At 68.4% G+C, this 25562-nt stretch carries 19 protein-coding genes, 2 pseudogenes and 1 other annotated feature; of the genes and pseudogenes, 9 read left to right on the top strand and 12 right to left on the bottom strand.

The window, feature by feature from the left end:
• Positions 1–406 precede the first annotated feature (406 nt).
• Complete coding sequence (locus QSK35_RS10525) at positions 407–1951, top strand: acyl-CoA dehydrogenase family protein (RefSeq protein WP_285744708.1); 1545 nt, start codon at positions 407–409, stop codon at positions 1949–1951.
• A 380-nt stretch (positions 1952–2331) separates the two neighbouring features.
• The gene (locus tag QSK35_RS10520; protein ID WP_285744706.1) at positions 2332–3099 is read left to right on the top strand and encodes a polyprenyl synthetase family protein; all 768 of its coding nucleotides are present in this window, start codon (positions 2332–2334) and stop codon (positions 3097–3099) included.
• Between the two features lie 2 nt (positions 3100–3101).
• Here the strand turns inward: QSK35_RS10520 and QSK35_RS10515 are convergent, their stop codons facing one another.
• The 7 genes from QSK35_RS10515 to QSK35_RS10485 form a co-directional block, all read right to left on the bottom strand.
• On the bottom strand, positions 3102–5882 hold the full coding sequence (locus QSK35_RS10515) for a hypothetical protein (RefSeq protein WP_285744704.1): 2781 nt from the start codon (positions 5880–5882) through the stop codon (positions 3102–3104).
• A 101-nt stretch (positions 5883–5983) separates the two neighbouring features.
• Entirely contained in the window at positions 5984–6874 is an 891-nt protein-coding gene (locus QSK35_RS10510) for a hypothetical protein (RefSeq protein ID WP_285744702.1), read from the bottom strand.
• On the bottom strand, positions 6871–7290 hold the full coding sequence (locus tag QSK35_RS10505; protein WP_285744700.1) for a peptidase inhibitor family I36 protein: 420 nt from the start codon (positions 7288–7290) through the stop codon (positions 6871–6873). The genes QSK35_RS10510 and QSK35_RS10505 overlap by 4 nt, the downstream gene beginning before the upstream one ends.
• A gap of 170 nt (positions 7291–7460) precedes the next feature.
• Entirely contained in the window at positions 7461–8612 is a 1152-nt protein-coding gene (locus QSK35_RS10500; RefSeq protein ID WP_285744698.1) for an acyl-CoA dehydrogenase family protein, read from the bottom strand.
• A 5-nt stretch (positions 8613–8617) separates the two neighbouring features.
• Positions 8618–10546, bottom strand: a complete 1929-nt coding sequence (locus QSK35_RS10495; protein ID WP_285744696.1) for an acetyl/propionyl/methylcrotonyl-CoA carboxylase subunit alpha — start codon at positions 10544–10546, stop codon at positions 8618–8620.
• Positions 10547–10551: 5 nt separating this feature from the next.
• Complete coding sequence (locus QSK35_RS10490; protein ID WP_285744694.1) at positions 10552–12141, bottom strand: carboxyl transferase domain-containing protein; 1590 nt, start codon at positions 12139–12141, stop codon at positions 10552–10554.
• Positions 12142–12275: 134 nt separating this feature from the next.
• Entirely contained in the window at positions 12276–13058 is a 783-nt protein-coding gene (locus tag QSK35_RS10485; protein WP_285744692.1) for an SGNH/GDSL hydrolase family protein, read from the bottom strand.
• A 165-nt stretch (positions 13059–13223) separates the two neighbouring features.
• Here QSK35_RS10485 and QSK35_RS10480 point away from each other — a divergent pair, with 165 nt between their 5' ends.
• Both QSK35_RS10480 and QSK35_RS10475 read left to right on the top strand, forming a co-directional pair.
• Positions 13224–13817: an SACE_7040 family transcriptional regulator gene (locus QSK35_RS10480; RefSeq protein ID WP_285744690.1), complete on the top strand. Its 594-nt coding sequence runs from the start codon at positions 13224–13226 to the stop codon at positions 13815–13817.
• Between the two features lie 116 nt (positions 13818–13933).
• Positions 13934–15700, top strand: a pseudogene (locus QSK35_RS10475) (phospholipase A2); the annotation flags it as partial.
• A gap of 49 nt (positions 15701–15749) precedes the next feature.
• Here QSK35_RS10475 and QSK35_RS42695 read toward each other — a convergent pair.
• The gene (locus QSK35_RS42695) at positions 15750–16811 is read right to left on the bottom strand and encodes an acyltransferase family protein (RefSeq protein ID WP_352243611.1); all 1062 of its coding nucleotides are present in this window, start codon (positions 16809–16811) and stop codon (positions 15750–15752) included.
• 21 nt (positions 16812–16832) lie between these two features.
• Between QSK35_RS42695 and QSK35_RS10470 the strand changes: the two genes are divergently transcribed.
• Positions 16833–18070, top strand: a protein-coding gene (locus QSK35_RS10470; protein ID WP_285744686.1) for an IS3 family transposase whose coding sequence is annotated in 2 segments (ribosomal slippage) — positions 16833–17112 and positions 17112–18070 — 1239 coding nt in all. Because the reading frame shifts where the segments join, the coding sequence is not laid out codon by codon here.
• Positions 17111–17239 (top strand) — a sequence feature (AL1L pseudoknot). Its footprint overlaps the gene before it by 129 nt.
• A 172-nt stretch (positions 18071–18242) precedes the next feature.
• On the opposite strand, the pseudogene QSK35_RS10465 reads toward QSK35_RS10470, so the two are convergent.
• The 3 genes and pseudogenes from QSK35_RS10465 to QSK35_RS10455 form a co-directional block, all read right to left on the bottom strand.
• Positions 18243–18767, bottom strand: a pseudogene (locus QSK35_RS10465) (alpha/beta hydrolase); the annotation flags it as partial.
• A 51-nt stretch (positions 18768–18818) separates the two neighbouring features.
• A complete protein-coding gene (locus tag QSK35_RS10460) occupies positions 18819–19472 on the bottom strand; it encodes a response regulator transcription factor (protein WP_285744684.1) in 654 nt (217 codons plus the stop codon).
• On the bottom strand, positions 19473–20585 hold the full coding sequence (locus QSK35_RS10455; RefSeq protein ID WP_285745287.1) for a sensor histidine kinase: 1113 nt from the start codon (positions 20583–20585) through the stop codon (positions 19473–19475).
• An 867-nt stretch (positions 20586–21452) separates the two neighbouring features.
• On the opposite strand from QSK35_RS10455, the gene QSK35_RS10450 reads away from it, so the two are divergent.
• Together QSK35_RS10450 and QSK35_RS10445 are read left to right on the top strand one after the other, a co-directional pair.
• Positions 21453–21959, top strand: coding sequence for a hypothetical protein (locus QSK35_RS10450; RefSeq protein WP_285744682.1), 507 nt, complete (start codon positions 21453–21455; stop codon positions 21957–21959).
• 10 nt (positions 21960–21969) lie between these two features.
• Positions 21970–22971: a Gfo/Idh/MocA family oxidoreductase gene (locus tag QSK35_RS10445; protein ID WP_285744680.1), complete on the top strand. Its 1002-nt coding sequence runs from the start codon at positions 21970–21972 to the stop codon at positions 22969–22971.
• Positions 22972–23016: 45 nt separating this feature from the next.
• Here QSK35_RS10445 and QSK35_RS10440 read toward each other — a convergent pair whose 3' ends face one another.
• Positions 23017–23694, bottom strand: coding sequence for an NUDIX hydrolase (locus QSK35_RS10440; protein ID WP_502881639.1), 678 nt, complete (start codon positions 23692–23694; stop codon positions 23017–23019).
• 47 nt (positions 23695–23741) lie between these two features.
• Between QSK35_RS10440 and QSK35_RS10435 the strand changes: the two genes are divergently transcribed.
• Both QSK35_RS10435 and QSK35_RS10430 read left to right on the top strand, forming a co-directional pair.
• Positions 23742–24701, top strand: coding sequence for an SPFH domain-containing protein (locus QSK35_RS10435; protein ID WP_285744669.1), 960 nt, complete (start codon positions 23742–23744; stop codon positions 24699–24701).
• A complete protein-coding gene (locus QSK35_RS10430; protein WP_285744667.1) occupies positions 24698–25543 on the top strand; it encodes an NAD(+)/NADH kinase in 846 nt (281 codons plus the stop codon). Before QSK35_RS10435 ends, QSK35_RS10430 begins: the two co-directional genes overlap by 4 nt.
• Positions 25544–25562: the final 19 nt, after the last annotated feature.

The raw sequence follows: 25562 nt of genomic DNA, 5'->3' as shown, positions 1-25562 counted from the left end.
GGCGGACAGCGGGCCGGACAGCGGGCCGGGCGGCGTGGCGGGCATGACCTGGCAGGTGGCGCGGCGGCTGGCACGACCTGGCGGGCGTGACGTGGGCAGCGAGACGTGGCCGGGCATCGCGGGTACGTCGATCGAGTGGACATGATCGACCGGGCCTGGCTCTGGGAGGTTGTTCTACGCGGAGATCGCGTCGTACAACGGGCGATTCCGGGGCGGCGCGGCGGGCGGTTCCGGGGCGGCGCGGCGGGCGTGACGCCGCGGCGGGCGGGCGTCGAGTTCCACACCGGCGTGGCACCAGCCGTCGGCCAAACTCGCGACAGGCCGCCTGACCGGCGAACCCTGTGCGACCGGCCGCCTGACCGGCGAACCCTGTCCGAAGTTACCGACCAGTAGTAGCGTGGGCGTCATGGCGACCCACGCAGTGACGAACCAGGTGCCGCCCCTGGCCGGCCACGACGTCTCCGCCGACCCCGCCCTCCTGACCTGGGTGGACGAGCCGGACCTGCGCGCCCTGGGCAAACTGGCCGGCACCGCCGAGTGGCAGGACAAGGGTCGGTTGGCCAACGCCAACCCGCCGGTCCTGCACACCCACGACCGGTACGGCAACCGGATCGACGAGGTCGAGTTCCACCCGGCCTGGCACGAGCTGATGGACGTGGCGGTGACGCACGGCCTGCACGCGGCGCCGTGGCGCGAGGGCGACCACCTGCTGCGCGCGGCGAAGTTCTACGTGTGGAGCCAGGTCGAGGCCGGGCACGGGTGCCCGATCTCGATGACCTACGCGAGCGTGCCGGCACTGCGGCAGAACCCAGAGCTCGCGAGCCAGTACGAACCGCTGCTCGCCAGCAGGTCGTACGACTTCGGGCTGCGGCCGCCGCTGACCAAGTCCGGGCTCATCGCGGGCATGTCGATGACCGAGAAGCAGGGCGGCTCGGACGTCCGCGCGAACACCACCACGGCCGTGCCCACCCAGGACGGCTACCTGCTGACGGGCCACAAATGGTTCACCTCGGCGCCGATGTCGGACGTGTTCCTGACGCTGGCGCAGGCGCCGGGCGGCCTGTCGTGCTTCCTGGTGCCGCGCGTGTTGCCGGACGGGACGCTGAACAAGATCTTCCTGCAGCGACTGAAGGACAAGCTGGGCAACAAGTCGAACGCCTCGGCCGAGATCGAGTACGAGAACGCGGTCGGCCACCTCGTCGGCGAGGAGGGCCGCGGCGTGCGGACGATCATCGAGATGGTCAACATGACCAGGCTCGACTGCGTCCTGGGCTCGGCGTCCGGCATGCGGCTGGGAGTCACGCAGGCGGCACACCACGCCGCGCACCGCAAGGCGTTCGGCGCGTACCTGGTCGACCAGCCGGCGATGCGCAACGTACTGGCGGACCTGGCCGTCGAGTCCGAGGCGGCGACGACGACAGCGATGTGGCTGGCGTCCACGAAGTCACGGCTGGGCCTGGCGGTCACGAAGTACTGGGTGTGCAAGCGCGCCCCCGCGCATGCGGCCGAGGCGCTGGAGTGCCTGGGCGGCAACGGGTACATCGAGGACTCGGGCATGCCGCGGCTGTTCCGCGAGTCGCCGCTCAGCTCCATCTGGGAGGGTTCGGGCAACGTCGCCGCGCTCGACGTGCTGCGCGCCATGACCAAGGAACCGGAAGAGGTCGAGCGGTATCTGGAGTTCGTCACCGGCGTCGATCACCGAGTGGACGCGGCGGTCGCGGCACTGAAGGCGTCTCTGTCCGATGTGGACGAATCGCAGGCGCGACGGCTGGTCGAGCGGATGGCGTTGATCCTGCAGGGCGCCCTGCAGGTGAAGCACGGACACCCCGCGGTCGCGGACGCGTTCTGCGCGTCACGGCTGGGCGGCGACTGGGGCGTCGCGTTCGGCACGCTGCCGCGCGGCACCGACTTCGCCGCCATTCTCGACCGCACGGTTCCCAAGAATCAGTAACAATGCGGAAAATCCCCGACCCGATGAGCCAAAAGATACATCTCATCTGGTCACCGTTGACATCGCAAACAAACAAATGTCCACTTGTGCGACACCTCAAGAAAGGTTTCGCACATGAATTTCTCCGAAGCGCTGACAGCCATCGATGACAGCCTGGCCGGCCAGACCCCGTCCGCCCAGGTGGACGGTGAGCTGACCATCCACTTCCGGGCCTCCGAAGGGTGCTGACAGCGCCGCTCAGCCAGTGGAGCGGACAGGTTTCGACGTGTGTGCAGAGCGCACTCGAAGAAACCTGTCCGCACCCTGGCGAACTGAATGCGCGCGCCGTCGAAATTCTCCGGGAAAACGATCGGAACGTATTTCGACAGTTCGCACTGGGCGTGCTCGGATCACTGACCGGCGACCCGAGCGCGGCGGTTCCGATCAGCGCGATCTCCCGGTTCTGGTGGGCGGGAGCCGAGGCGCTGGACGACCTCATCGACCAGGACACGGACCAGAAGTCCCTGCTGGCGGCGATTCCCTGCCTCACCCTGTTCCCACAAGTCGTCATCACACAAGCTGACGTGTCCGGCGAGGTCCGCGAATTCTGGCGCCGCGAGCTCGTCGCCTACTCCGTGCACGCGGCCGAGGGCCAGCTCGCCGACCTGGCGAGGACCGAGATCACGTGGCCGAGCGTCATCCGGGCCTACGTCGGCAAGACCGGGGCCGCGTACGGCGGCGACGCGGCGATGGCCGCACGGCTGGTGACCGCCGACGAGCGGGTGCTGCACGCTTGGCGCTCGTTCGGACGGATGTTCGGCGTGCTGCGCCAGGTCCACAACGACAACGGCGGACCCGAGGCGTTCGCGGAGGACATCCGCAACGGCACTCCGACCCTCCTGCTGGCTCACGCGCTGGAGGTGACGGACCGGCCGGCCGAGCTGAACACGGTCCGCCGCCTCGCCCGCCGGGATCCCGGCGCGCTAACGGAACTTCGCCGCATGCTGCTCGACCCGCGGATCACGAGCGGCTATGACGGCAGGCTCGTCGCCTTCCGGAACCAGGCTCGTGACCTGCTGCATCAGCTCGCCGGCCCGTCGCACCACCGAGACGTCCTGGACTCCATGATCGACACGTCGGCGGCGGCCGCATTGAAGACGGCCGCGTGACGCTAGCCGACCACCGGGCAACCGTTGGGCTGACGCGGTGAGTTCTCGTCGTAGAGATCGCCGGTGAGGAACACGCATGTGGGCTGCTGGTCGTAGTCGTGGATGTTGGCGATCTCGAGGATGGACAGGTTGCGCCGCTCACCCACGCGTGAGGTGCCGAAGTCCGTACGACCGGTGGCGCCGTTGAACTTCAGCTCCCGGAACTCCTGCCCGACCGCGCCACGCTGCGGCATGCGGCCCGGCAGGCCGTCGAGACGCCGCTGCGTCTCGCGCACGGCCTCCAGGAAGAGTCCGGTCGCGTCATAGGAAACGCCCATGTGCTCGCCCGGCCACGGCTTGCTCGGCTTGTCCTCGTCCGGGATCGCGGCCTGCTGGATCTCCTGGTGCAGCTTGCTGTACCCGGCGCAGAAGACGTCCAACGGCCGGCCGCCGCGCACCTTCGGGTCCGGCGCGCCGTCGAGGCACGACTTGCCCGCGAGCACGACGAGCCCGGCCATGCTCACGTACGCGACGCGCATGCCGGCCAACGAGTCGTGCACGCGGTTGACCTTCTGCGCGACGAACCGCATGACCGCGTCGTCGGCGACGATGCGCGGCAACCGGTTCTTGTCGTAGCAGTCCTTGCCGATCGCCCGCAGGAAGTCACCGAAGCCCTCCTCGCGCCCCGCGTAGAAGACGAGCTCGGAGCCGTGGTCTTCCGTGCACAACGACGGCAGCTCCTGCGCGCTCGCGTTCCACGGGAAGTCCTGATGCGGCACGACCTTCGGCAGTTCCTCGGCCAGTTCGCCGACCAGGTCGGTCAGGTAGATGTCGCCGCGGTTCAACGGCGGGTGGTAGATCGTCACCTTGGTCGCCCGCACGTGCTGCGCGTACTTCGTGACGAGCTGCGCCTGCCGGAGATTGCCGGGGATCAGCTGGAAGTACAACGCCGAGCGGTTCGGCAGCGACGCCTCGGTGAGCGTCGTGCCGATCGTCGGCACACCCAGCACACCGAGCTCGGTGATGACCTCCTTGGTCTCCTGGACGCTGCGGTCGAGGCCGACCACGCCCATGATGCCGGGATCGTTCTCCAGCAACGGGGTCAGCATGTCGCGCAACACCTCGGGCGCCCGCTTCATCGCCGACCCGCCGTTCGCGACGACGATGCGCAGCAACGGTTCGGACTGCGACTTGTCGTTCTGCTGCCGTTGCTTGAGCAGCATCCCCTCCAGCTCCTCGGCCCTGGAGTGGTCGGCGTCGGGGTTGGTGTCGGGATGCGTAAGGCTGGAGAAGTAGAGCAGTGTGACGTACGGCCGCGCCGGGTCGGCGGCGTGCAGGCGCTCGGCCTCCTCGTTCTGCGCGTACACCGCGAGCTGCGTCCACCGCAGCCGTTCGTTGGACCCGAAGACCTGGGCGCTGTTGTCGCTGTACCCGACGCACTCGGCGTTCCCGTCGATGTCGACGAGCCGGGTCGACACACCGCTCGACACCGCCGAACCGACGAACGCACAGTTCGCCGACCAATGGCTCTGCACGGTCATGAAACCGGGCACCAGCAACACGACGGCCGCCGCCGCGATGAGCGCTTCGAGCCGGCGCGACCGGGCCAGCCAGTGCACGGGCGCGGCCTGGAAGACGGGCACCCCGGTCCACCGCTGCCGCTTCGCGGTGTGCGGGAACGGCAGTTCGATCAGCAGGTACCGGGCGTCCGGCGCGAGCATCTGCCGTTTGCGCGGCAGCTCCTCCCGCCACGTCGCCAGCGCCTCGGCCGCCTCCTCGGGCGACACGGGCGTGGCACCGAGTTGAGCTGACAGCTTCGGCTGCGCCGCGCTCGCCGCGATCACCAGCAACGGGTCCAGCTCGCCGGTCTCGTTGCGCACCACGTTGATCAGCTCGAGCAGCTCCCAGCCGCCGTTGTCCCGCGACACGCCGTCGAGCAGCACCGGCATGTACGCGGTGCGCCGCCACCCGGCCCGGCGCGGCACGAACCGCCAGCGCCGCCGCCGGTAGGCGATGCGCAGATCCTCCAGGAACGCGTGCACCAGCAGCAGCTTGATCTGCTCGGTGTTCTCCCACTCGCGCCGGCCGAGCGTGAGCCGCTCGGCGAACCCGAGAAACTCGATGGAGTGGTTGGGCAACGCGAAGTTCTGCTTGCGCATGAACCACTTCGCCTCACGCGACAGCCCTGGCACTCGCTTGCCCAGCCAGCGGAACCCGATCTTGCCGCCCACCCACGCGACGAGCCCGAGCCCCAGCCTGGTCACCAGGTTCGGGACAAACGCGTCCACCGCCCGGTTGACCGCGTCACCGTTCTCGTCGGTCCTCCCGGTCCAGCGCCGCATCAGCCCGATGACGTTGGCCCGCTCGTCACGCCCCGACTTGCGCGGCAGCCGTTGCCCGGTGAGCCAGTCGACGAGCCGGTAGTGGTCGAACCGCGTCAGCCGCTCGCCGCCGACACTGACCGCCGCGAGCTGATGGCGCAGCTCGTCCAGCAATGGCAGCAACGGCTGCGTTTCCCGCACCTCGGATGGCCATCTTTTGGCCACTTCCGCACTCGCGGTCGTGGCGTCGACGTAGGCGTGCGGTATTTGCGGAACACCTTCGTCGAGCTTCGCCTCGAGGGCACGCAGGAATGGCGTCGGACTGGCTTCACTCTCCAGGTACAGCAAGGGAAGTGGCTGGTCACCCACCACTTCCTCGGTCTTGCTGCGGTAGAAGAAGCCGGGTCGGTCGCACAGTCCCCGAATGACTTCGAGGAGTTCTCGTAATCCGGGGAAGACCGGTTCGGGCCGACTACCTGTCATCTGTTCCCTCTTCGCCGCGCGGAAGGCAGCCGACGGTAACCGGATCCGTCAATAGGAGTCGACCGATTCAGGATTCTTTACATAGAACGGCGTAACCCTCGTCACTTGCCCGACACGACCTCGGCCGCCTTGCGCACCTGCTCGTCGACGAGCCGCCGGTGCTTGTCGAGGGCCTCGGCGTTGTCGCCGATGAGCCGGTTCTGATAGGCGGTCCGCACCGCGACCCAGATGCCGTTCACGTCGTGCTTCCTGCGGCAGGCGACGTCGGCACGGGCCGTGGCGATCTCCTCCGGCGAGGCGTCGTCACCGGCGAACCTCTTGTCGTCGTTGGGGCCCCACGGGTCGGCGTAGTCGTAGCCCGACTCCTTCATGCACGCGCTCCACTTGCCCCAGACGGCCTTCAACCGGCTGTCCGCCTCGGCGAGCTTGGTCGACCGGCCGGACAGACCGATCACGAAGTTCTCGTCGCCGGCCTGGTCCGCCTGCTGCGACGCGCGCCCGAGGGCGCGGCGGGCTTCGCCGGTGCAGCCGCCCTGCGGGATGTCGCCCTTCTTCGGCGCGTTCGGCCCACCACCGTTCAACGCGACCATCATCTGCGCCGGCCAGGGCTTCTGCTCTTTCCTGATCTGCTCGGCCCTGCGAACGGCTTCGAGCGTCTCCGGATCGGAGTAGCCGTACTTCGCCGCCTCCGCGTCGTCGACGACACCGATGACGCGGCCCTTCACCTCGTCCGGCTCGCGGTCCGGCAGGTTCATCTCGAAGCCCAGTCGGCGCAGGCACTTCTGCACCAACAGATCCTGCCCCCTGCGGAGCGTGACCCGCCGCTCCGGCGAGAGCAGGTAGTCGTCGAGCGGGAACCTGACGTCCGCGTCGACCTGGATGACCGGGACCGGTCCCAGTGCGGGCTCGGGTCTTGTCTCACCAGACTGCGTCGAGCACGCGGCGAGCGCGCACAGGACCGTCCCGATCACCACCGCCTTCAAGTGGTTCACACCCACATGTGCGAGGACGCCTGGTCGTTGCACGGCAACGCGCCGCACCACTCGTCCACGTTCGAGTAGTACCAACCCTGCGGGACGAACCAGATCATCTCCACGTAGTTCGGGTGCCGGAACGAGCGGATGTCGTCGGGCGAACCGGGATAACCGTGGTTGTAGACGGACGTGATGCGGTTGTCGACCGGGAAGGGGACATAGCCGTCGTAGCACGCGTTGTCGGAGTAGTTGGCGTCGTTGCCCTCGAACAGTGCGATGCACCCGCGCCAGCCGGCATCGTTGTAGGTGCAGTAGTAACCCTCGCCGCAGGATGCCCTCAGGTCGTTTTGGGCCGACGCGGGCTGCGCCGTACCCACCAGCACCGCGGGAAACACCATGGCGAACGCCGCGGCCAAACGAGCAAGTCTCTTCACTTCGGTGCCCCAGTTCACTTGTCCTCATCACGCGACGAGCAGCACGAAGAAGCCGATCACGAAAGATCGACTGCAGCGTGCGGACGCCCCCCAGCGTGATGGATCCTCCCCCAGTAGAGGATCGCGGACAGACGATACGAACCGTCGGCCCCATTGTCCAGTGAGCGGCCTTACAGGCCCAGCTCCCGCGCGATCAGCATGCGCTGGACCTCCGAGGTGCCCTCACCGATCTCCAAGATCTTCGCGTCCCGGTAGAAACGCCCGACCGGGTACTCGTTCATGAACCCGTACCCGCCGAAGATCTGCGTGGCCTCACGCGCGTTGTCCATCGCCGCCTCGGACGCCACGAGCTTCGCGATCGCGGCCTCCTTCTTGAACGGCTCGCCGCGCAGCATCTTCGCCGCCGCCTGGTAGTAGGCGAGGCGCGCGGTGTGGGCGCGGGCCTCCATGTCGGCGATCTTGAACTGGATCGCCTGGTACGTGCCGATCGAGGCACCGAACGCCTCGCGCACCTTCACGTACTTCAGCGACTCGTCGATGCAGCCCTGCGCCAGGCCGACGGACAGCGCCGCGATCGCGATGCGGCCCTCGTCCAGCGTGCGCAGGAACTGTGCGAAGCCACGGCCGCGCTCGCCGAGCAGGTTCGCTTCCGGAACACGGCAGTCCGAAAAGGACAGTTCACGCGTGTCGGAGGCGTTCCAGCCGACCTTGGAGTACTTCTTCGACACCGAGAAGCCCGGCGTGCCGGACGGGACGATGATCGACGAGATCTCCTTGCGACCGTCCGCGCCGACGCCGGTGACCGCGGCGACCGTGACGAGACCGGTGATGTCCGTACCGGAGTTGGTGATGAACGCCTTGGTGCCGTTGATGACCCACTCGCCGTCGACGAGCTTCGCGGTCGTCGTGAGGCCGGCCGCGTCCGAGCCGCTGCCCGGCTCGGTGAGGCCGAACGCGCCGAGGCGCGACGCCGTGGTCAGCTGCGGCAACCAGTGGGCCTTCTGCTCCTCGGTGCCGAAGCGGTACAACGGCATTGCGCCGAGTGAGACCGCGGCCTCGAGGGTGATCGCGACCGACGAGTCGACGCGCGCGAGTTCCTCGAGGGTGAGGCACAGGGCGAAGTAGTCGCCGTCCATGCCGCCGTACTCCTCGGGGAAGGGCAGGCCGAAGAGGCCCATCTGGCCCATCTTCGCGACGATCCCGTACGGGAACTCCTCGCGCTCGTAGAAGTCGCCGATGACCGGCGCGACCTCCTCGTGCGCGAACTCCTCGACGGTCTTGCGCAGTTCCTCGTACTCGCTGGGCAGGCGGAAGTCCAACATGGGTGTCACTCCTCGTGGGGGACCACAACGGCAAGGGGCTGGTCCAGGGCGACCTGTTGGCCGGGCTGGACCTGTACATCGGTGAGCACGCCGTCCACGGGTGCGGTGACGGTGTGCTCCATCTTCATGGCCTCGACCACGAACAGGGCCTGGCCGGCGGTGACGTGGTCGCCCGCGGCGGCGCGCACGACGAGCACGGTGCCGGGCATCGGCGACTTGACCGGACCGCCCGAACCGGCGGCCGGGCCGGACGCGCCGACCAGGAACTCGGCCTCGGTGAGCGCCCACGAGTGGCCGTCGCGGCCGAGCCACAGCACGTCGCCCTCGCGGGCCATCGCGTAGCGGCGCGTGCCGACGATCAGGTCGTCGCCTTCGAGTCGTGCGGCGGCGCACACCGGATCCGCTTGGCCGACAACGACTTCGTCGCCGCGCACCCGCACGTCGACGTCGTTGATGCGCCACTGGGTCCACGCGTGCTCGCCGACGCGCCAGCCGCCGGGCAGCTCCCACGGGTCGTCCAAAGTTGAGTTTCCACTGGGCGGCACGAGCGAACGTTCCAGACCCGCCGCGACATAGACCTCGTCGGGAATCTCGTTCGATACCAACGACTCCAGCTTGCGTTCGACCAGACCGGTGTCCAGCGCGCCCGAGCGGACATCCTCATCGCGCAACAACGAACGCAGGAACGGGATGTTCGTCGTGACGCCGAGCAGCACGAACCGGCCGAGCGCGGCGTCGAGCTTGCGCAACGCCTCCGCGCGCGTGCGGCCGTGCGCGATCACCTTGGCCAGCATCGGGTCGTAGTCGGAGCCGACGACGAGGCCGACGCGCAACGCCGAGTCCACGCGCACATCCCCCGGCTCGGACAGGGAAAGCACCCGGCCACCGGTCGGCAGGAAGCCGCGGGCCGGGTCCTCGGCGTAGATGCGCGCCTCGACCGAGTGGCCGGTCAGCGACACGTCCAGGTCCAGCACCTCACCGGCGGCGACGCGGAGCTGCCACTCGACGAGGTCGACGCCGGTGACCATCTCGGTGACCGGGTGCTCGACCTGGAGCCGGGTGTTCATCTCCATGAAGAAGTAGTCGCCGGAGGAACCGTCCACAATGAACTCGACGGTGCCCGCGCCGACGTAGCCCACGGAACGCGCGGCCTCGACCGCGGCCCGGCCCATCGCCTCACGCTGAACCACGGAGAGGAACGGCGACGGCGCCTCCTCGATGATCTTCTGATGCCGCCGCTGCAGGCTGCACTCGCGCTCACCGAGGTGGATCACGTTGCCGTGCCGGTCCGCGAGCACCTGGATCTCGATGTGCCGCGGGTTCGTGATGAACCGCTCGATCAGCAGCGTGTCGTCGCCGAACGACCCGCGCGCCTCGCGCCGGGCCGACTCGATGGCGTCACGCAGCTCCTCCGAGGCGTGCACGAGCCGCATGCCCTTGCCGCCACCGCCCGCGGAAGGCTTGAGCAGCACGGGAAAACCGATCTCCAGCGCCGCGTCGACCAAGTCGTCGTCGGACATGCCCGGTTTCGTGCGGCCGGGCACGACGGGCACGCCGGCCGCCTCGACGGTCAGCTTGGCGCGGATCTTGTCGCCCATGGCGTCGATCGCTCCGGCGGGTGGTCCGACGAACACGATCCCGGCCTGCTCACAGGCGCGGGCGAACTCGGTGTTCTCCGCGAGGAAGCCGTAGCCGGGGTGGATCGCCTGTGCGCCACTGGAAAGCGCCGCGTCGATGATCCGGGGAATCGAGAGGTAGCTCTCGCGCGCGGCGGCCGGGCCGATGCGCACGGCCTCGTCGGCGAGCCGCACGTGCAGCGCGTCGGCGTCCGCGTCGCTGTAGACGGCGACGGACCGGATGCCGTTCGCCTTGAGGGCACGGATGACCCGCACGGCGATCTCGCCGCGGTTCGCAACCAGGACACTGTCGAACATCGGGCTCACATCCGGAAGACGCCGTAGGAAACGGGTTCGATCGGGGCGTTCGCCGCCGCGGACAGCCCCAGCCCGAGGACCATGCGGGTGTCCTTCGGGTCGATGACGCCGTCGTCCCACAGCCGGGCCGTGGAGTAGTACGGGTTGCCCTGGTCCTCGTACTGCTGGCGGATCGGCGCCTTGAACGCCTCTTCGTCCTCAGTGGACCATTCGTCTCCGAGCTGGTCGCGGCGCACGGTCGCGAGCACCGACGCGGCCTGCTCACCGCCCATCACGGAGATGCGCGCGTTCGGCCACATCCACAGGAACCGCGGCGAGTACGCCCGGCCGCACATCGAGTAGTTGCCCGCACCGAACGAGCCGCCGATGATCACGGTGAACTTCGGGACGCGCGCACACGCGACGGCCGTGACCATCTTGGCGCCGTGCTTGGCGATGCCGCCCGCCTCGTACTCGCGGCCGACCATGAAGCCGGTGATGTTCTGCAGGAACACCAGCGGCACGCTGCGCTGGTCGCACAGCTGGATGAAGTGGGCGCCCTTCTGCGCGGACTCGCCGAACAGGATGCCGTTGTTCGCGACGATGCCGACCGGGTGCCCGAAGATGCGCGCGAACCCGGTGACGAGCGTGGGGCCGAACTCCTTCTTGAACTCCTGGAACCGGCTGCCGTCCACGATCCGCGCGATCACCTCGCGCACGTCGTACGGCGTGCGGCTGTCCGTGGGGACGACGCCGTACAGGTCGTCCTGGATCGCCGGCGCTTCGGTCTTCGAACGCTCCCACGGGGCGGCGGTGCGCGGCCCGAGCGTGCTGACGATGGACCGGACGATGCGCAACGCGTGCGCGTCGTTCTCCGCGAGGTGGTCGGTGACGCCGGACGTGCGCGAGTGCAGCTCGCCGCCGCCCAGCTCCTCGGCCGTCACGACCTCACCGGTCGCGGCCTTCACCAGCGGCGGGCCGCCGAGGAAGATCGTGCCCTGGTTGCGGACGATGACCGCTTCGTCGCTCATCGCGGGCACGTACGCGCCGCCCGCGGTGCACGAGCCGAGCACGGCCGCGATCTGCGGGATGCCGCGCGCGGACATCGTGGCCTGGTTGTAGAAGATCCGGCCGAAGTGCTCGCGGTCCGGGAAGACCTCGTCCTGCTTGGGCAGGAACGCGCCGCCGGAGTCGACGAGGTAGATGCACGGCAGGTTGTTCTGCAGCGCGACTTCCTGCGCGCGCAGGTGCTTCTTGACCGTGATCGGGTAGTAGGTGCCGCCCTTGACCGTCGCGTCGTTCGCGACGATGACGCACTCCCGGCCCTCGACGCGACCGATGCCGGTGATCATGCCCGCGGCAGGCGCCTCGTCGCCGTACATACCGTTCGCCGCCAGCGGCGACAGCTCCAGGAACGGCGAACCGGGGTCGACCAGGTCGTCGACGCGGTCGCGGGGCAGCAGCTTGCCGCGGTCGACGTGCCGCTGACGTGCCTTCTCCGGCCCGCCGCGCGCGGCGACGGCCAGCTTCGCGCGCAGCTCGTCGACGAGCGCCGCGTGCTCCTTGGCGTAGCGGTCGGATGGCTCCGCGGCGCTGCGCAGGACTGGGGCGTCCATGGGCTCCTCGGTCGGGTTAGCGGTCGTTAACTACAGATGTTAACGCTCCCTAACCACACTTTCCACCAGAACCCGCGAGTTCACACCTCGGCCCCCGCGAGTTCATACCTCGCGGGGGCCGAAAGCCTCGGATATCAGCCGGTCACGGCGTTCAGCTGCGCCAAGTAGCCCTTCGACTGCCCGTTGCGGTTGGGGTGGTAGGACTCCTCGACGGGCCAGCTCAGGCTGTTCAGCCACCAGTCCGACGAGCAGATCTCGTGCCCGGTCCACGCGTCGCGCATGTCCCGGTATGTGAACGCCTTCGCGGCCGCCCGCTGCCCGATGACGGTGGCGAGGACGTCCGCCGCGCTGTTGATCGCGGACCGTTTCGTCTCGCTCAGGCCGGCCTGGCAGGAGCCGGGCACCTTGTACATGCGCGGGTAGCCCATGACGATCACCCGAGCACTGGGCGCGCGGTTGCGGATCTGCGCGTAGACGTTGTCCAGCAGGCCCGGCAGCGTGTTCTGCGCGTACGTCTTGGCCTGGTTGGTGCGGTTGATGCAGTCCTGGTCGGTACCGAAGGTGCAGGTCGTGATGACGTCGGTGAACCCGGCGTCGTTGCCGCCGACGCTGACCGTGACCATCCCGGTGGACGCGTTCAACGCCGACAGCTGGTTGTTCACCACGTCGGATGTTCGCGCGCCGGAACAGGCGACGAAGGTCAACGTGGCGCCGTGGGCCTGGGCCCACAGGGCGGGATAGGCGTAGTTGCTGCGCTTGCAGCCGCCACTGGAACCGATGTAGCTGCCGGTGCCGACGCCGCTGGAGTACGAGTCGCCCAGGGCGACGTAGTTCGTGGCCGCGTTGGCGGGCTGAACGAAAGCGAGCGATGCGAAGGCGGCAATTGCCGCAGACAGGATAATTCGGGCAGGGCGCATCGAGGCCTCCTTAACAGAGGACAACGCAGGGGTGATGCAGGGCACAGCAAGTGTTACCGACGAGTAAGGCCCGTGTGAAGTATTCGTCAATAGTCAACCCGGACGGCCTACACCAGGCGAAACTCCCTCACTTTCCAGGATGTGAACGCCTGCTAACCTGCCGGTGTGTCGTCCACTGAGACAGCCAAACCGTCCCGCCGCGAACAGATCCTGACCGCGGCGGCCGAGCTCTTCGCCCGGCACGGCTTCCACGGGGTCGGCATCGACGACATCGGCGCGGCCGTCGGCATCTCCGGGCCCGCCCTCTACCGGCATTTCCGCAGCAAGGACGCCATGCTCGGGGAGATGCTCACGTCCATCTCCGAACGACTGCTCGACGGCGGGCAGGCACGCGTCGACGCGGCGGGCGACGCCGCGGAGGCGTTGAGCGCCCTGGTGCGGTGGCACGTCGACTTCGCTTTGGAAGACCCCGCGCTGATCACCGTGCAGATGCGCAACCTCGCGAACCTCACCGATCCCGACCGCCGGCGGGTGCGCACGTTGCAGCGGCGCTACGTCGAGGTGTGGGTGGAGACGATCCGGCGCACGGTGCCCGAGGCGGACGAGCCCACGGCACGGGCGGCCGCGCACGCCGTGTTCGGGTTGATCAACTCGACGCCGCACAGCGCACATCTCGACCGCGACCAGATGGCGACCCTGCTAACCCGCATGGCCCTCGCCTCCCTAACCACCGCCGATCTCGCCGCGGTCGCCAGCTGACCTTGGTGCCGTTATGGCCACCATGGCGGACCTGAGGTCCGTGAAGGTGGCCATAACGGCACTCCGACCTGCGAAATTGGCGAGGCGCCGTTGCGCTTCCGTAACCTGGCTCGCCAATGGGCGCGCGCACACACTTCCTCCGGCTGCCGGTGTGGTTCCGGTTCACGCTGCTGACGCTCGCCGTCTTCGTGTGCGGCGTGGTCCTCAGCCGTCCGCCCGGCGCGGGCGACCAGACGCCGCCCACCGGTGACGTCGCGCAGGCCGCGCGGGCCGTTGACGCCCTCGCGCACCCGTCGCCCGCCCACGACCCGCGCCAGGATCTGCCGCGCGACTTCGCCAAGGAGCAGAACCGCGACCCGAAGACGGTCATCGCGCCCGACAAGACGTTGCGCGTCGCCGATGACGGCGGTGGCTGCTCCGGTCCCGCCGGCGACACCGAGTGGGACTTCAGCGTCGCCTGCCGCGCGCACGACCTCGGGTACGACCTGCTCCGGTACGCCGAACACAAGGGTCAGCCGCTCGGCCAGGACGCGCGGCGCGCGCTCGACGACCGGCTCACCGACGACCTGCACACCCAGTGCGAGCTCAACCCGCGTGGCGCCGCGACCACCTGCCACGCCGTCGCGTTCGCCTACGCGCAGGGACTGAAGTTCAACTCCTGGCGCCAGCGCTGGGGTCCGCCGGGGCACGAGCCCGCGGTCGCGTGGGCGTTCGGGTGCGCGGTCGTCGTGTTCCTGTTGCTCGCCCGCACCAGCCACCGGCGCCGGGAACAGCCGACCGCGCCGCTGCCCGTGGTGCAGGACCGGTACGCGACGTTCCTGCGCATCGCGAGCCTCGGCCTGCTGGTGGTCAGCGAGACGATCGCGACCGTCGCGCACTGGACCGGGTTCGACGCGAGCTGGTTGTGGGCGTTGCAGGTCGTGCCGATCTTCTTCTTCGCGGGCGGGCACGCGAACCTGCTCAGCTGGCAGGAGCATCGCGGCGGCTTCGGTTGCTACGTGTCCAGCCGGATCAGCTGGCTGCTGCGGCCGGTGCTGGCGTTCGTGCTGCTGTGGGTGGTGCTCTTCGCGGCGCTGAACCTGCTCGACGTGCAGGTCGACGCGTACAGCAGGCTGATCACGCATCCGTTGTGGTTCCTGGGTGTCTACATCCTCGCGGTGTGCGCGACGCCGCTGATGGCGTGGCTGCACCGCAACCGCCGCCTCACCACGCCCGCGGTGCTGGCCGCGGCGACGTTCGGCGTGGAGATCGCGCGCGCCTGCCTCGAGTGGCGCACCGGTGGCTACGTGACGTTGCTGCTCGGCGCGTTGCTCATGCAGCAGTACGGCTTCTTCTACGCCGACGGCAGCCTCGACCGCATCTCCAAGCGGACGCTTGCCGTCGTCACCGGCGTCACCATCCCCGCGTTCGCGCTCCTCGTGCACTACGGCGGGCACCCGCGCAGCGTCATCGTGCTGGGGCTGGGCCAGATCTGCCTCGCCCTGCTGGTCCGCGGCCCGGTGACGCGCTGGCTCGACGGCCGGTCGTGGCGGGTCGTCCAGTTCGCCCGCACCGCACCGATGACGATCTACCTGGCGTACCTGGCGGTGCTCGGCGTGGTGGTCGCGCTGCTCGGTTTCGTGAAGGCCCCGGTCGCGCTGGTGCTGACGCTCGTACCGTTGCTGCTGGTCTTCCACCGCTTCGAGACGCAGCACGCAAGGTTCCCCAAGCTGAGCCACGAGTCCCACCGCACCCGCCTGGCCACCGCGCTGGGCGCGGTCTACGGGGTGCTGGGCGTGCTCGGTTTCGTAGTCACCGGCTTCCTGGGCGACGAGGCAACGCTGGTCGTGTTCCCGGTCGACCCGCTGCAGAACGTCATCCACCTGCTGCTCGGCTGGTACCTGATCCACATCGCGCGCACGGGCACCTGCCACAAGCGCCTGCCGTGGCTGCTCACGGCACTGGCGTGCGTTCCGCCGCTGCTGGTGCTGGAGCCGACGGCACTGATCGTGGTGCCGCACGCCGCCACGATCGCCATCGCGCTGCTGGCAAGCATCCCCAGGCCACCAGCGCGAACACCGGCAACCACGCCAGCCGCTGCCACACCCACCCCGGATGATCTGGTGGCGAGCTCAGCCCCGGCGCTCTGACAAGCAACGAAACCGCCACCAACGCACTCTGGTGCACCAAAAAGATCGGCAACGCCCGAGCGTTAACCCATCGGCTAGTGGATGACTCTCCAAGCCGTGTCAGCACCGGCGCGATCGTCAACACCAACCCGATCTGCGCGAACGCCAGCGCAAGCGCCGCAAAGGTGGGCGGCGACAGGTTGGACAACGCCGCCCCCGGAATCCCCACCGCGCTGACGGGAAACCCGCCGAACCGCACGAGCAACAGGTAGGCCACAACCCCACCCACCAGCAACGGTGGCCCAGGAATCCGCTTACGCGCCAACGCATACCCGAGCTGCCAGGCAGCCCACCACACCGCGTACGGCACAAAGAACACCAGTACAACCGGCACCAGCACACCCCACGAGTACTGGTCCAGCCACCGCACCACGGGCCGCAACGCCAGCAGCACCACGTACACCCCAAGGAACCACAACGGCGTGGTCACGATGTACCCGACCGCCATCACGGTCTGCTGCGAGATCCCCCGCACAGCCAGCCCAGCGAACACAAGCACCCAGCATCCGAGCAACACCACAACCGGCACCACAAGCTGCCGAAGCCTCACCCACCAGGGCGTCTCAGACCGTGCCGACGCAAACCCACCAACAAAGAAGAACAACCCCAGCGTCTGCAACACCCAAGTCAGCGGCACGAGCCCAGGCATCCACCGCAACGGACTGTCCACACTCAACCCGTCGCCACCCTGCACGAACGCGGTGACCAACCAGTGACCCAACACCACCCCGACGACCGCGACGAACCGCACGCCGTCCACAAACGGATTCCTCAAGGCCGCTCCCCCACAGCGATCTGAACCGCCCCAGCTTTGGTGGAGCTCCATTCCTTGAGGAGGATGGAGTCCATGGCAGGAGCGTCACCGCATTCGGCTGAGGTGCGGCAACGGGCGGTGCGGCTGGTTGAGCAGCATCGGGAGGAGTACTCGTCGCAGTGGGCGGCGATCTGTTCGATCGCGCCGAAGTTCGGGGTCAGCACCGAGACGCTGCGCAAGTGGGTGCGCCAGGCCGAGGTCGACGCCGGCCAGGTGCCGGGCACCACGAGTGAGGAGTCCGCGGAGCTGCGCCGGCTCAAGCGGGAGGTGGCGGAATTGCGGCGGGCGAACGAGATCCTCAAGTCCGCGGCGGCTTTCTTCGCGGCGGAGCTCGACCGCCCCGGCCAGTAGTGATCCAGTACATCGACGCGCATCGTGAGCGGTTCGGGGTCGAGCCGATCTGCCGGGTCCTGCGTGATGCGGGTGTGGCGATCGCCCCGTCGAGCTACTACGCGGCCAAGTCCCGCCCGGTCTCGGCGCGGGCCGCGCGGGACGCGGTGCTGAAGGCCGAGATCCGGATGGTCTGGGAGGACAACTACCGGGTCTACGGGGCGCGCAAGGTCTGGCACGCGTTGCGCCGCACCGGTATCCCGGTCGCCCGGTGCACGGTGGAGCGGCTGATGCGCGGACTGGGCATCACCGGCGCGGTGCGCGGCAAACCCCGTCGCACCACCATCGCGGCCCGCGACGGGCGCCGGGCCACCGATCTGGTGGACCGCAACTTCGCCGCCGCCCGGCCGGACGCGTTGTGGGTCGCGGACTTCACCTACGTGCCCACCGGCTCGGGCACCGTCTATGTCGCGTTCGTGCTCGACGCGTTCTCGCGGCGGATCGTGGGCTGGAAGGCCGACACCAGCATGCGCACCACGCTGGTGCTCGACGCACTCGAGATGGGGTTGTGGACCCGCGCCCGCACCGGCCGCCCGGTCGGTGCGGGGCTGGTGCACCACTCCGACGCCGGTAGCCAGTACACCTCGATCGCGTTCACCGACCACCTGCTCGAGTCCGGCATCGACGCCTCGGTCGGCTCGGTCGCCGACGCCTACGACAACGCCCTCGCCGAATCCACCATCGGCCTCTACAAGACCGAACTGATCAGCAAACGCGATCACTGGCAGGGGCGTGACCAGGTCGAATACGCCACCCTGGAATACCTCGACTGGTACAACAACCGACGCCTGCACAGCGGCATCGGCCACCACACCCCGACCGAGATCGAAACCCTCTACTACCGTCAACACCAGCCAACCCCGGCTGGAACACACAACTGATCAAGCTCCACGAAAGACGGGGCGGTTCAATCAACGAAAGCGAGTGCAACGAAGCACTCCCCGGCGCGTAATACGAGTCATGACTCCCCTCGGCCGCGAACAACCGAGCGCCAAACCCAGGCGAAGCCGGATCCCTACCGTGCCCGAGGTCCCCAAGCCGCACCTTCGGCACGAACCGCATCCAGTCCCCGGACGCCCGAGCCGCCCACACGTTCGCAGTAGTCCCAAGCTCCGCAACAGAAGCCGCCCGCACCCCAGGACTCCCGGTGAACACAATGTCGTCCACAGCCATGTCCTTGGCCGCCAACGCAACAACCACAGACCCGTAGCTGTGCCCAAACACGTGCACGTGCGCTGTAGCGGGCAACGCCCGCACAAAGTCCACCAGCTCCCGAGCCCCAGCCTCGGCCAGCCGCCCGGTAGCCGCATCCACCCCAAGCCCCTGCGGCGTGCGATACCCGAGCCAGGCCACCACAGCCAGATCCGACCGCCCAGCCTCGTTGAATAGATCCCGAGCCATCCGCCCAACAGTGCGTTCGAACCGAGGAATGTCCACATCGGACCCAGGAACCACAACCGCAATATGGCGCGCAGAGCCAAGGTCACCAATAACCGTGACCTTCTTCTCGACGTCCCCGACCGTCCGAGTCAGCGGCGCCGCGAAAACCAGCAACAGAAGGAGAATCGCCTTGGGCATAGCCCGAAGCTAGGAAGGTGACCCCGCCGAACGCGTCACTCCCCAGAGCCATTACCCAGGTACTACAAGCCCACTCTCATACGCCGCAATGACAGCCTGCGCCCGATCCCGCAACCCCAGCTTCATCAACACGCGACTAACGTGCGTCTTAACCGTCTGCTCGGCCAACACGAGATGGTCGGCAATCTCAGCGTTGGACATCCCTTTGGCCACCAGCACAAGAACCTGCGTCTCCCGCTCAGTCAACCCGGACAACCCAACCGGCTTGACCTTCTCAATCCTCCGCATCCGCACAACGTCCTCGATGAGCCGCTTGGTAATCGAGGGCGCCAGCAACGCATCCCCTTGCGCCACAACGCGAACAGCGTTAAGCAACTCACCGGCCGAGGCATGCTTCAACAGAAACCCGCTGGCCCCCACGCGCAAAGCCTCGTACACGTACTCATCAAGGTCGAACGTGGTCAGCATCAAAACCCGAAGCCCGTCAGCCCTTTCCAGCAAGAGCTTCGCAGCCGTGAGCCCATCCATCTCAGGCATCCGAACGTCCATCAACACCACGTCCGGCAACACCTTACGAACCAACTCCACCGCAGCACGCCCGTTGCCGGCGGCCCCAACCACCTCAATATCGTCCTGCGCGTTCAACAACGCGGAGAACCCGTCCCGAACCATCTCCTGGTCGTCGACGACGACAACCCTGATCACTTATCCCCCCAATGGAATCCGAGCGTGCACAAGAAAGCCGCCATCCTCAGTCCCGTGCGCCTCCAGGCTGCCCCCATGCACACCAACCCGCTCGCGCATCCCGGCCAACCCGTGCCCGCCGCCGCCACCCAGCGAAGCCCCGCCAGCAGTATTCCGCACGGACACGTCCAATCCCCCAACGTCCCGCACGACCCGCACCGCCACGTCCGCCCCAGGCGCATGCCGCTGCGCGTTGGTAATCGCCTCCTGCACCACCCGAAACGCAGTCAACCCCACGGCCTCGGGCACGCCGTCGGCGTCAACCTCCGCCACCACACCGCTTTTCCGCGCCAACCCAGGTATCTGCTCAATCCCAGGCAAGGGCTCCCGATCGGCAACGTCCCCGTTGGCCCGCAACACGCCGAGCAGCCGCTGCATATCGGTGATAGCACTACGAGCAGCCTCCCCCACCTCCCCGAACTCGCGCCGAGCGTCCTCAGACAACCCACTGATCCGATAAGGCGCGGTCTCACAACGCACCACCACGTTGGACATGTGGTGCGCCACAATGTCGTGCATCTCGCGAGCAATCCGAGCGCGCTCAACAAGCGCACCCTTGGCAGCCCGCTCCTCTTCAACGCGCTGCTCAGCCCGCCCGCGCGCCCCAACGAGGTACCCCACCACGGCAATAACGAGGGCGAACAACAGTGGCTGCAACTCGCCCGGCCACCACACGAGCAGCACGGCGGACAACCCCGTCACCCAACCGACAACCCCGCGTGAGTAGAACAACGCCACGAACGCCAGGCTCGGGAGCACCGCCAGCCACTGCCACGTGGCAACAGGCGTGTAGTCGATAACCAAGTGCTCGAAGACGAACGCCACAAACGCCAACCGCCAGGCGTCCAGCGGCGACCGCATCATCAACGCGTACGTACCCGCCGTCAGCAGGAACAGCACGGGCCAAAGGCCGTCCGGACCGTCGTACTTGACGAACTCGGTGGCACCAACAATCGCCACGACGAACCCGTAAATCCCGATCGCCGCGTACCCGAACCGCCGATACCGTCCGAAGAGCTGGGCGAACACCCGAGTCCGGTCCGGCAGCAGCACGACCTGAAGCAGGGTGCGCATCACGCCAAGATGCTAGGCCGGTACAACGCAACGCACATGGAACCACGGAGTGACATACCCCAGTACGACACGAAGCGCGAAGCGCGAGCCCCGTGACCACCAGCCCGCGCGCCAGCGCACACAACCACCAGGTGGTGGGCCCCTCCCGTCGCATCGCAGGCGAAGCCCTGCCGCATCCGAGACCCCAGGTCAAGCACGCTTTTCGCTTGACCTGGGGTCTCGGATGCGGCTGCCTCAGGTGCGATGCGACGGGAGGGGCACGCCACCAAAGCGACCCACTACGAAACGCAACCCAGGGCTGGGCCCCTCTTTGAGCTGAGCCGGGGTCCGGGGCGGAGCCCCGAGCAGTAAAGGCGACCACGCACACAACCGGCAGCCAAGGAAAGTCAGCGCGTCAACACAAACCGGACCACCCACGAAAGCCGCCGCGCCAACACAACCGGCAGCCAAGGAAAGGCGACCACGCACGAAACCGGCAGGCGGGGCCGAGGGGCGCGGCGGGAGGGGCGCAGCCAGAGGCGGGAAGCGAAAGGCGGAGGCCGGACAACGGCCAGCCAGGGGTCCCCCCGCAAGAAGCACCCCTTGCAAATATCCAAGCACGCCACACCGACAAGATCGGGAGCAGCGACAGAAGCGGTTCGCCGGGGCGGAGACCGGCGACGAGAGCGGAGACGGGCAACGGGAACGGAGTGCGGCGGAACCGTCCACCCCGCAGGCCGGGAACGTACGACACAGAGGCCGCGAACGTACGACTCGCGCCGAACCACCAGGCCTGATCAAGATGGGGCATTGCGGCACCGGAAGCACAAGCGGTAGGCAGTACTGGACACCCGAGACCACAGACCCGCCCACCCGAAAGACGAGGCGATGCGACCGCAGCAAGATCCAGACCGCTGGTCAAGGCTGACGGCCGTGGCCGGAGAGGCCTTGGCCGCCGCCAAGGCCGGCGAGGACGCGGTCGCGGTCGACCTGGTCACGGGCTACCTGAGCGGCTCCCCGGAGGGCAACGAGGAGATCCGCGAGCTGGTCCTGCTCCTCTTCGCGGAGTGCAGCTCCATGGTCGGCTCCTTAGGCAGCGGCGGCGCCACCCCGGTGAAGATGCAGGTCTTCGACGAGGACGGCCGCGAGGTCCAGATCGACGACGCCGACCCGCCGGTGAGAACAGCCATCCGAGCCCTCCTGGCCGAGGTCCACGGCGACCAGGAGGCGGCCAGCGAGCAGATCGAGATCGCGCTGGCCAACGGAGCCCCGCAGGAGCTGGCCACGGTCGTACTCCAAGCACTCAGATGGACCCTCAAACTGGCCATCGAGTGTGAAACGAGAGACCTCCCGGTTGCGCCCTGGATCACTGACTCCTTGGACGACCAGCCGTAGTGTGATCGATATGCGCACAGCTCTAGTCGGCTACGGCCTAGGCGGCTCGGCCTTCCACGCCCCGTTCATCGCGACGACGCCCGGCCTGGAGCTGTCCGCGGTGGTCACGGCCAACCCGCAGCGCCAGGCCGAAGTCAACGAGCGCTACCCCGACACCAAGATCCTGAACGACCTCGACGAGGTCTGGCGGGACGACTACGAGCTGGTCGTCGTGACAACGCCGAACCGGCTGCACGCATCACACGCCCGCGCCGCGCTGGAGCACGGCCGGAAAGTCGTGGTGGACAAGCCGTTCGCGGGCTCCGCCGGCGAAGCGCGGGCGCTGGCTAGCCTCGCCGCACAGAAGGGCCTGCTGCTGGCGCCGTTCCACAACCGCCGCTGGGACGGCGACTTCCGGACGGTCCAGAAACACCTGAACAAGCTCGGCACCGTCCACCGGTTCGAGTCGCGGTTCGAACGGTGGCGCCCGGAGGTCAAGGACAGCTGGAAGGAGTCGGGCGACCCGGCGGACCTGGGCAGCATCCTGTTCGACCTCGGCACGCACCTGATCGACCAGGCGGTCGCGCTCTTCGGACGGCCCGAGAGCGTCTACGCCGAAATCAGAACACTGCGCAAAAACGCCAAGGCCGACGACGACGCGTTCGTCGCGCTCACGCATGAGAACGGGGTGCGCTCGCACCTGTGGATGGGCGCGCTGGTCGCGGACCTCGGCCCGCGCTTCCGCGTGCTCGGCGACCAGGCCGCGTACGTGAAGTACGGCATGGACCCGCAGGAGGAGCTCCTCAAGGCCGGCGTCACGCCCGGTGGGCCCGGCTGGGGTGCGGAGCAGAAAGACGCGTGGGGCACGCTCGGCGGCGAGCCGATCGAAACCGAGCCGGGCGCCTACCAGGACTTCTACGCGGCGATCGCCGCGGGCGAGGCGCCCGTGCCGCCGCAGGACGCGGTCACGGGGCTCGAGGTCATCGAGGCGGCCCGGCAGTCGGCCGCAAACGGCCAAGTCGTCCCCCTCTGACCAGCGGTCGTGAGTGGTTTCCGTCGCCATGGCGACGGAAACCACTCACGACCTGACCAGGGGCGGGTGGAGCGCGACGGCCGGGCCGCGGCGGTAGAGCTGCGCGGGACGGCCGCCGTCACGCGTCGTCGTGCCACCCGTCGGTTCCAGGAGGCCGGTGACGCCGGTGACCTTGCGGTGGAAGTTCCGCGCGTCGAGCGGCGTGCCCCACACGATCTCGTACACGCGCCGCAGCTCCGCGACCGTGAACTCTTCGGAACAGAACGCCGTGCCCAGCGGTGAGTACTCCAGTTTCGCCCGTGCGCGTTCCACGCCGTCCGCGAGGATCTGGGCGTGATCGAACGCCAGCCTGCCGGGATCGTCCACGGGTGACCAGCGCGCGTCGGCCGCGTCCGTGCCCGCCACCGGGGTCGGCAGGTCCGGCGCCAGGGCCAGGTACGCCACGCTGACCACGCGCATGCGCGGGTCTCGGCGCGGGTCGCCGTAGCTGCCCAACTGTTCCAAGTGGACTCGTGAGACGCCGGTCTCCTCGGCCAGCTCGCGTGCCGCGGCGGCGTCCAGCGACTCGTCCACGTGTACGAACCCGCCCGGCAGCGCCCATTTTCCCTTGTAGGGCGCCGAACCACGCCGCACCAGCAGCGCGCACAGCCGATCGTCGCGGATGGTCAGCACGACGAGGTCGACCGTTACCGCGAAGGGAGGAAAGTCACTTGGCTGGTACACGGGACCCATCGTAGTGTTATCGTCAAGTTGACGATAAGGAGAGAGCGATGGCCGACATCAGCGGTTACCCCGGACTCCGGCACCTGCGCGGCGCCCCGACGGTCCACGTGCGACACGTCCGCAACGGCAAGGTCGTGCACGCCGGGACCGGACTCAGCTTCTGGTTCAGACCCCGGACCGCCGTGCTCAGCGAGATCCCGGTCGACGACCGCGAGCTGCCGATGCTCTTCCACGCGCGCACCAGGGACTTCCAGGACGTCACGGTCCAGCTGACCGTCACGTACCGGTTCACCGACCCGGAGACGGCCGCCGCGCGCATCGACTTCTCGATCGACCCGGATGGCGGCTCGTGGCGCGGTGACCCGTTGAACCAGGTCGCCGGTCTGCTGACCGAGAGCACGCAACAACACGCCCTGCGCACGCTCGCCCAGGCGACCCTCGAGACCGCGCTCACCGAGGGCGTCGAAGCGGTCCGCACGAACGTCACCGGCAACCTGGGCGCCGACCCGCGGTTCGAGCAGACCGGGCTGCAGGTGATCGACGTCCGCGTCGTCGCGATCCGGCCGGACTCGGACATGGAGAAGGCGCTGCGGACGACCGTGCGCGAGAAGGTCCAGCAGGAGGCGGACCGGGCGACGTACGAACGCCGCGCGCTCGCCGTCGAGCGGGAACGCGCGATCAGCGAGAACGAGCTGCAGAACCAGATCGAGCTGGCCCGCCGCGAGGAGCAACTGGTCGTGCAGCGCGGCGCGAACGCGTTGAAGCAGGCGCAGGACAACGCGAACGCGAGCCGCATCGCCGACGACGCCAAGGCCGAGGGTATCCGCAAGCTCGCCGAGGCCGAGGCCGCCGGTGAGGCCGCGCGCCTGAACGCCTACCGCGACCTGCCGGAGAAGGTCCTGCTCGGCCTGGCCGCGCAGGAGTTCGCTAAGAACCTGCCGGACATCGACAACCTGACCATCACGCCGGACCTCCTGGCCCCGCTGATCACGAAGCTGACGAAATGACGCTCGCCCCGCGGATCGTGCTCGTGCACCGGCGCACCGAGCTGACGGACCTGCTCGCGCGGCACGGCACCAGAGGACAGGTCGAGTTCTTCCTGCGGTCGCGCGACCGCAGCCTCGAGGAAGTGGAGCAACGTGATCACGACGTGCGCCAGGCCCGCCGGACGGTCGAGGCGGCCATCCCGCTGGACTGGCGCCGCGGCGTGGTGGAACGCGACGACCTGAGCCGGTTCCTGTTCGCGCCGGAGGACGTCGTCGTGATCGTCGGACAGGACGGGCTGGTCGCCAACGTCGCGAAGTACCTCGACGGCCAGCCCGTGATCGGCATCAACCCCTCGCCGGGCGTCCTCGCGAAGCACTCGCCACAGGACGCCGCCGAGCTGCTGCACAGCCGCGAGGTCGAGGAACGCACGATGGTCGAGGCGTCGACCGACGACGGCCAGACCCTGTTGGCGCTCAACGAGATCTACGTCGGTCATGCGAGCCATCAGACCGCGCGCTACACCGTCCGCGGCGAACGCCAGGCGTCCAGCGGCGTGCTGATCGGCACGGGCACGGGCGCGACGGGCTGGTGCCGGTCGGTGTGGCAGGAGCGCAACAGCGCTCTCACCCTGCCCACACCGACCGAGCAACGGCTCGTCTGGTTCGTGCGCGAGGCGTGGCCGTCGCCGAGTACCGGCGTCACCCAGACCGAGGGCGAAGTCGGCGAACCGCTCGACATCGACGTCGAGTCCGACGGCCTCGTGGCGTTCGGCGACGGCATCGAGAGCGACGCGCTACGCCTCGGCTGGGGTCAGCGGCTCACGGTCGGCCTCGCCGGGCGCCGGCTCCGCCTCGTGCGCTGACCCGCACACCGTGATGGAC

This window comes from Lentzea sp. NBRC 105346 (assembly GCF_030269605.1).
Classification (GTDB): domain Bacteria; phylum Actinomycetota; class Actinomycetes; order Mycobacteriales; family Pseudonocardiaceae; genus Lentzea.
Note: the sequence above shows the minus strand (reverse complement) of the source record. Positions and strands in the feature narration are given on the sequence as shown.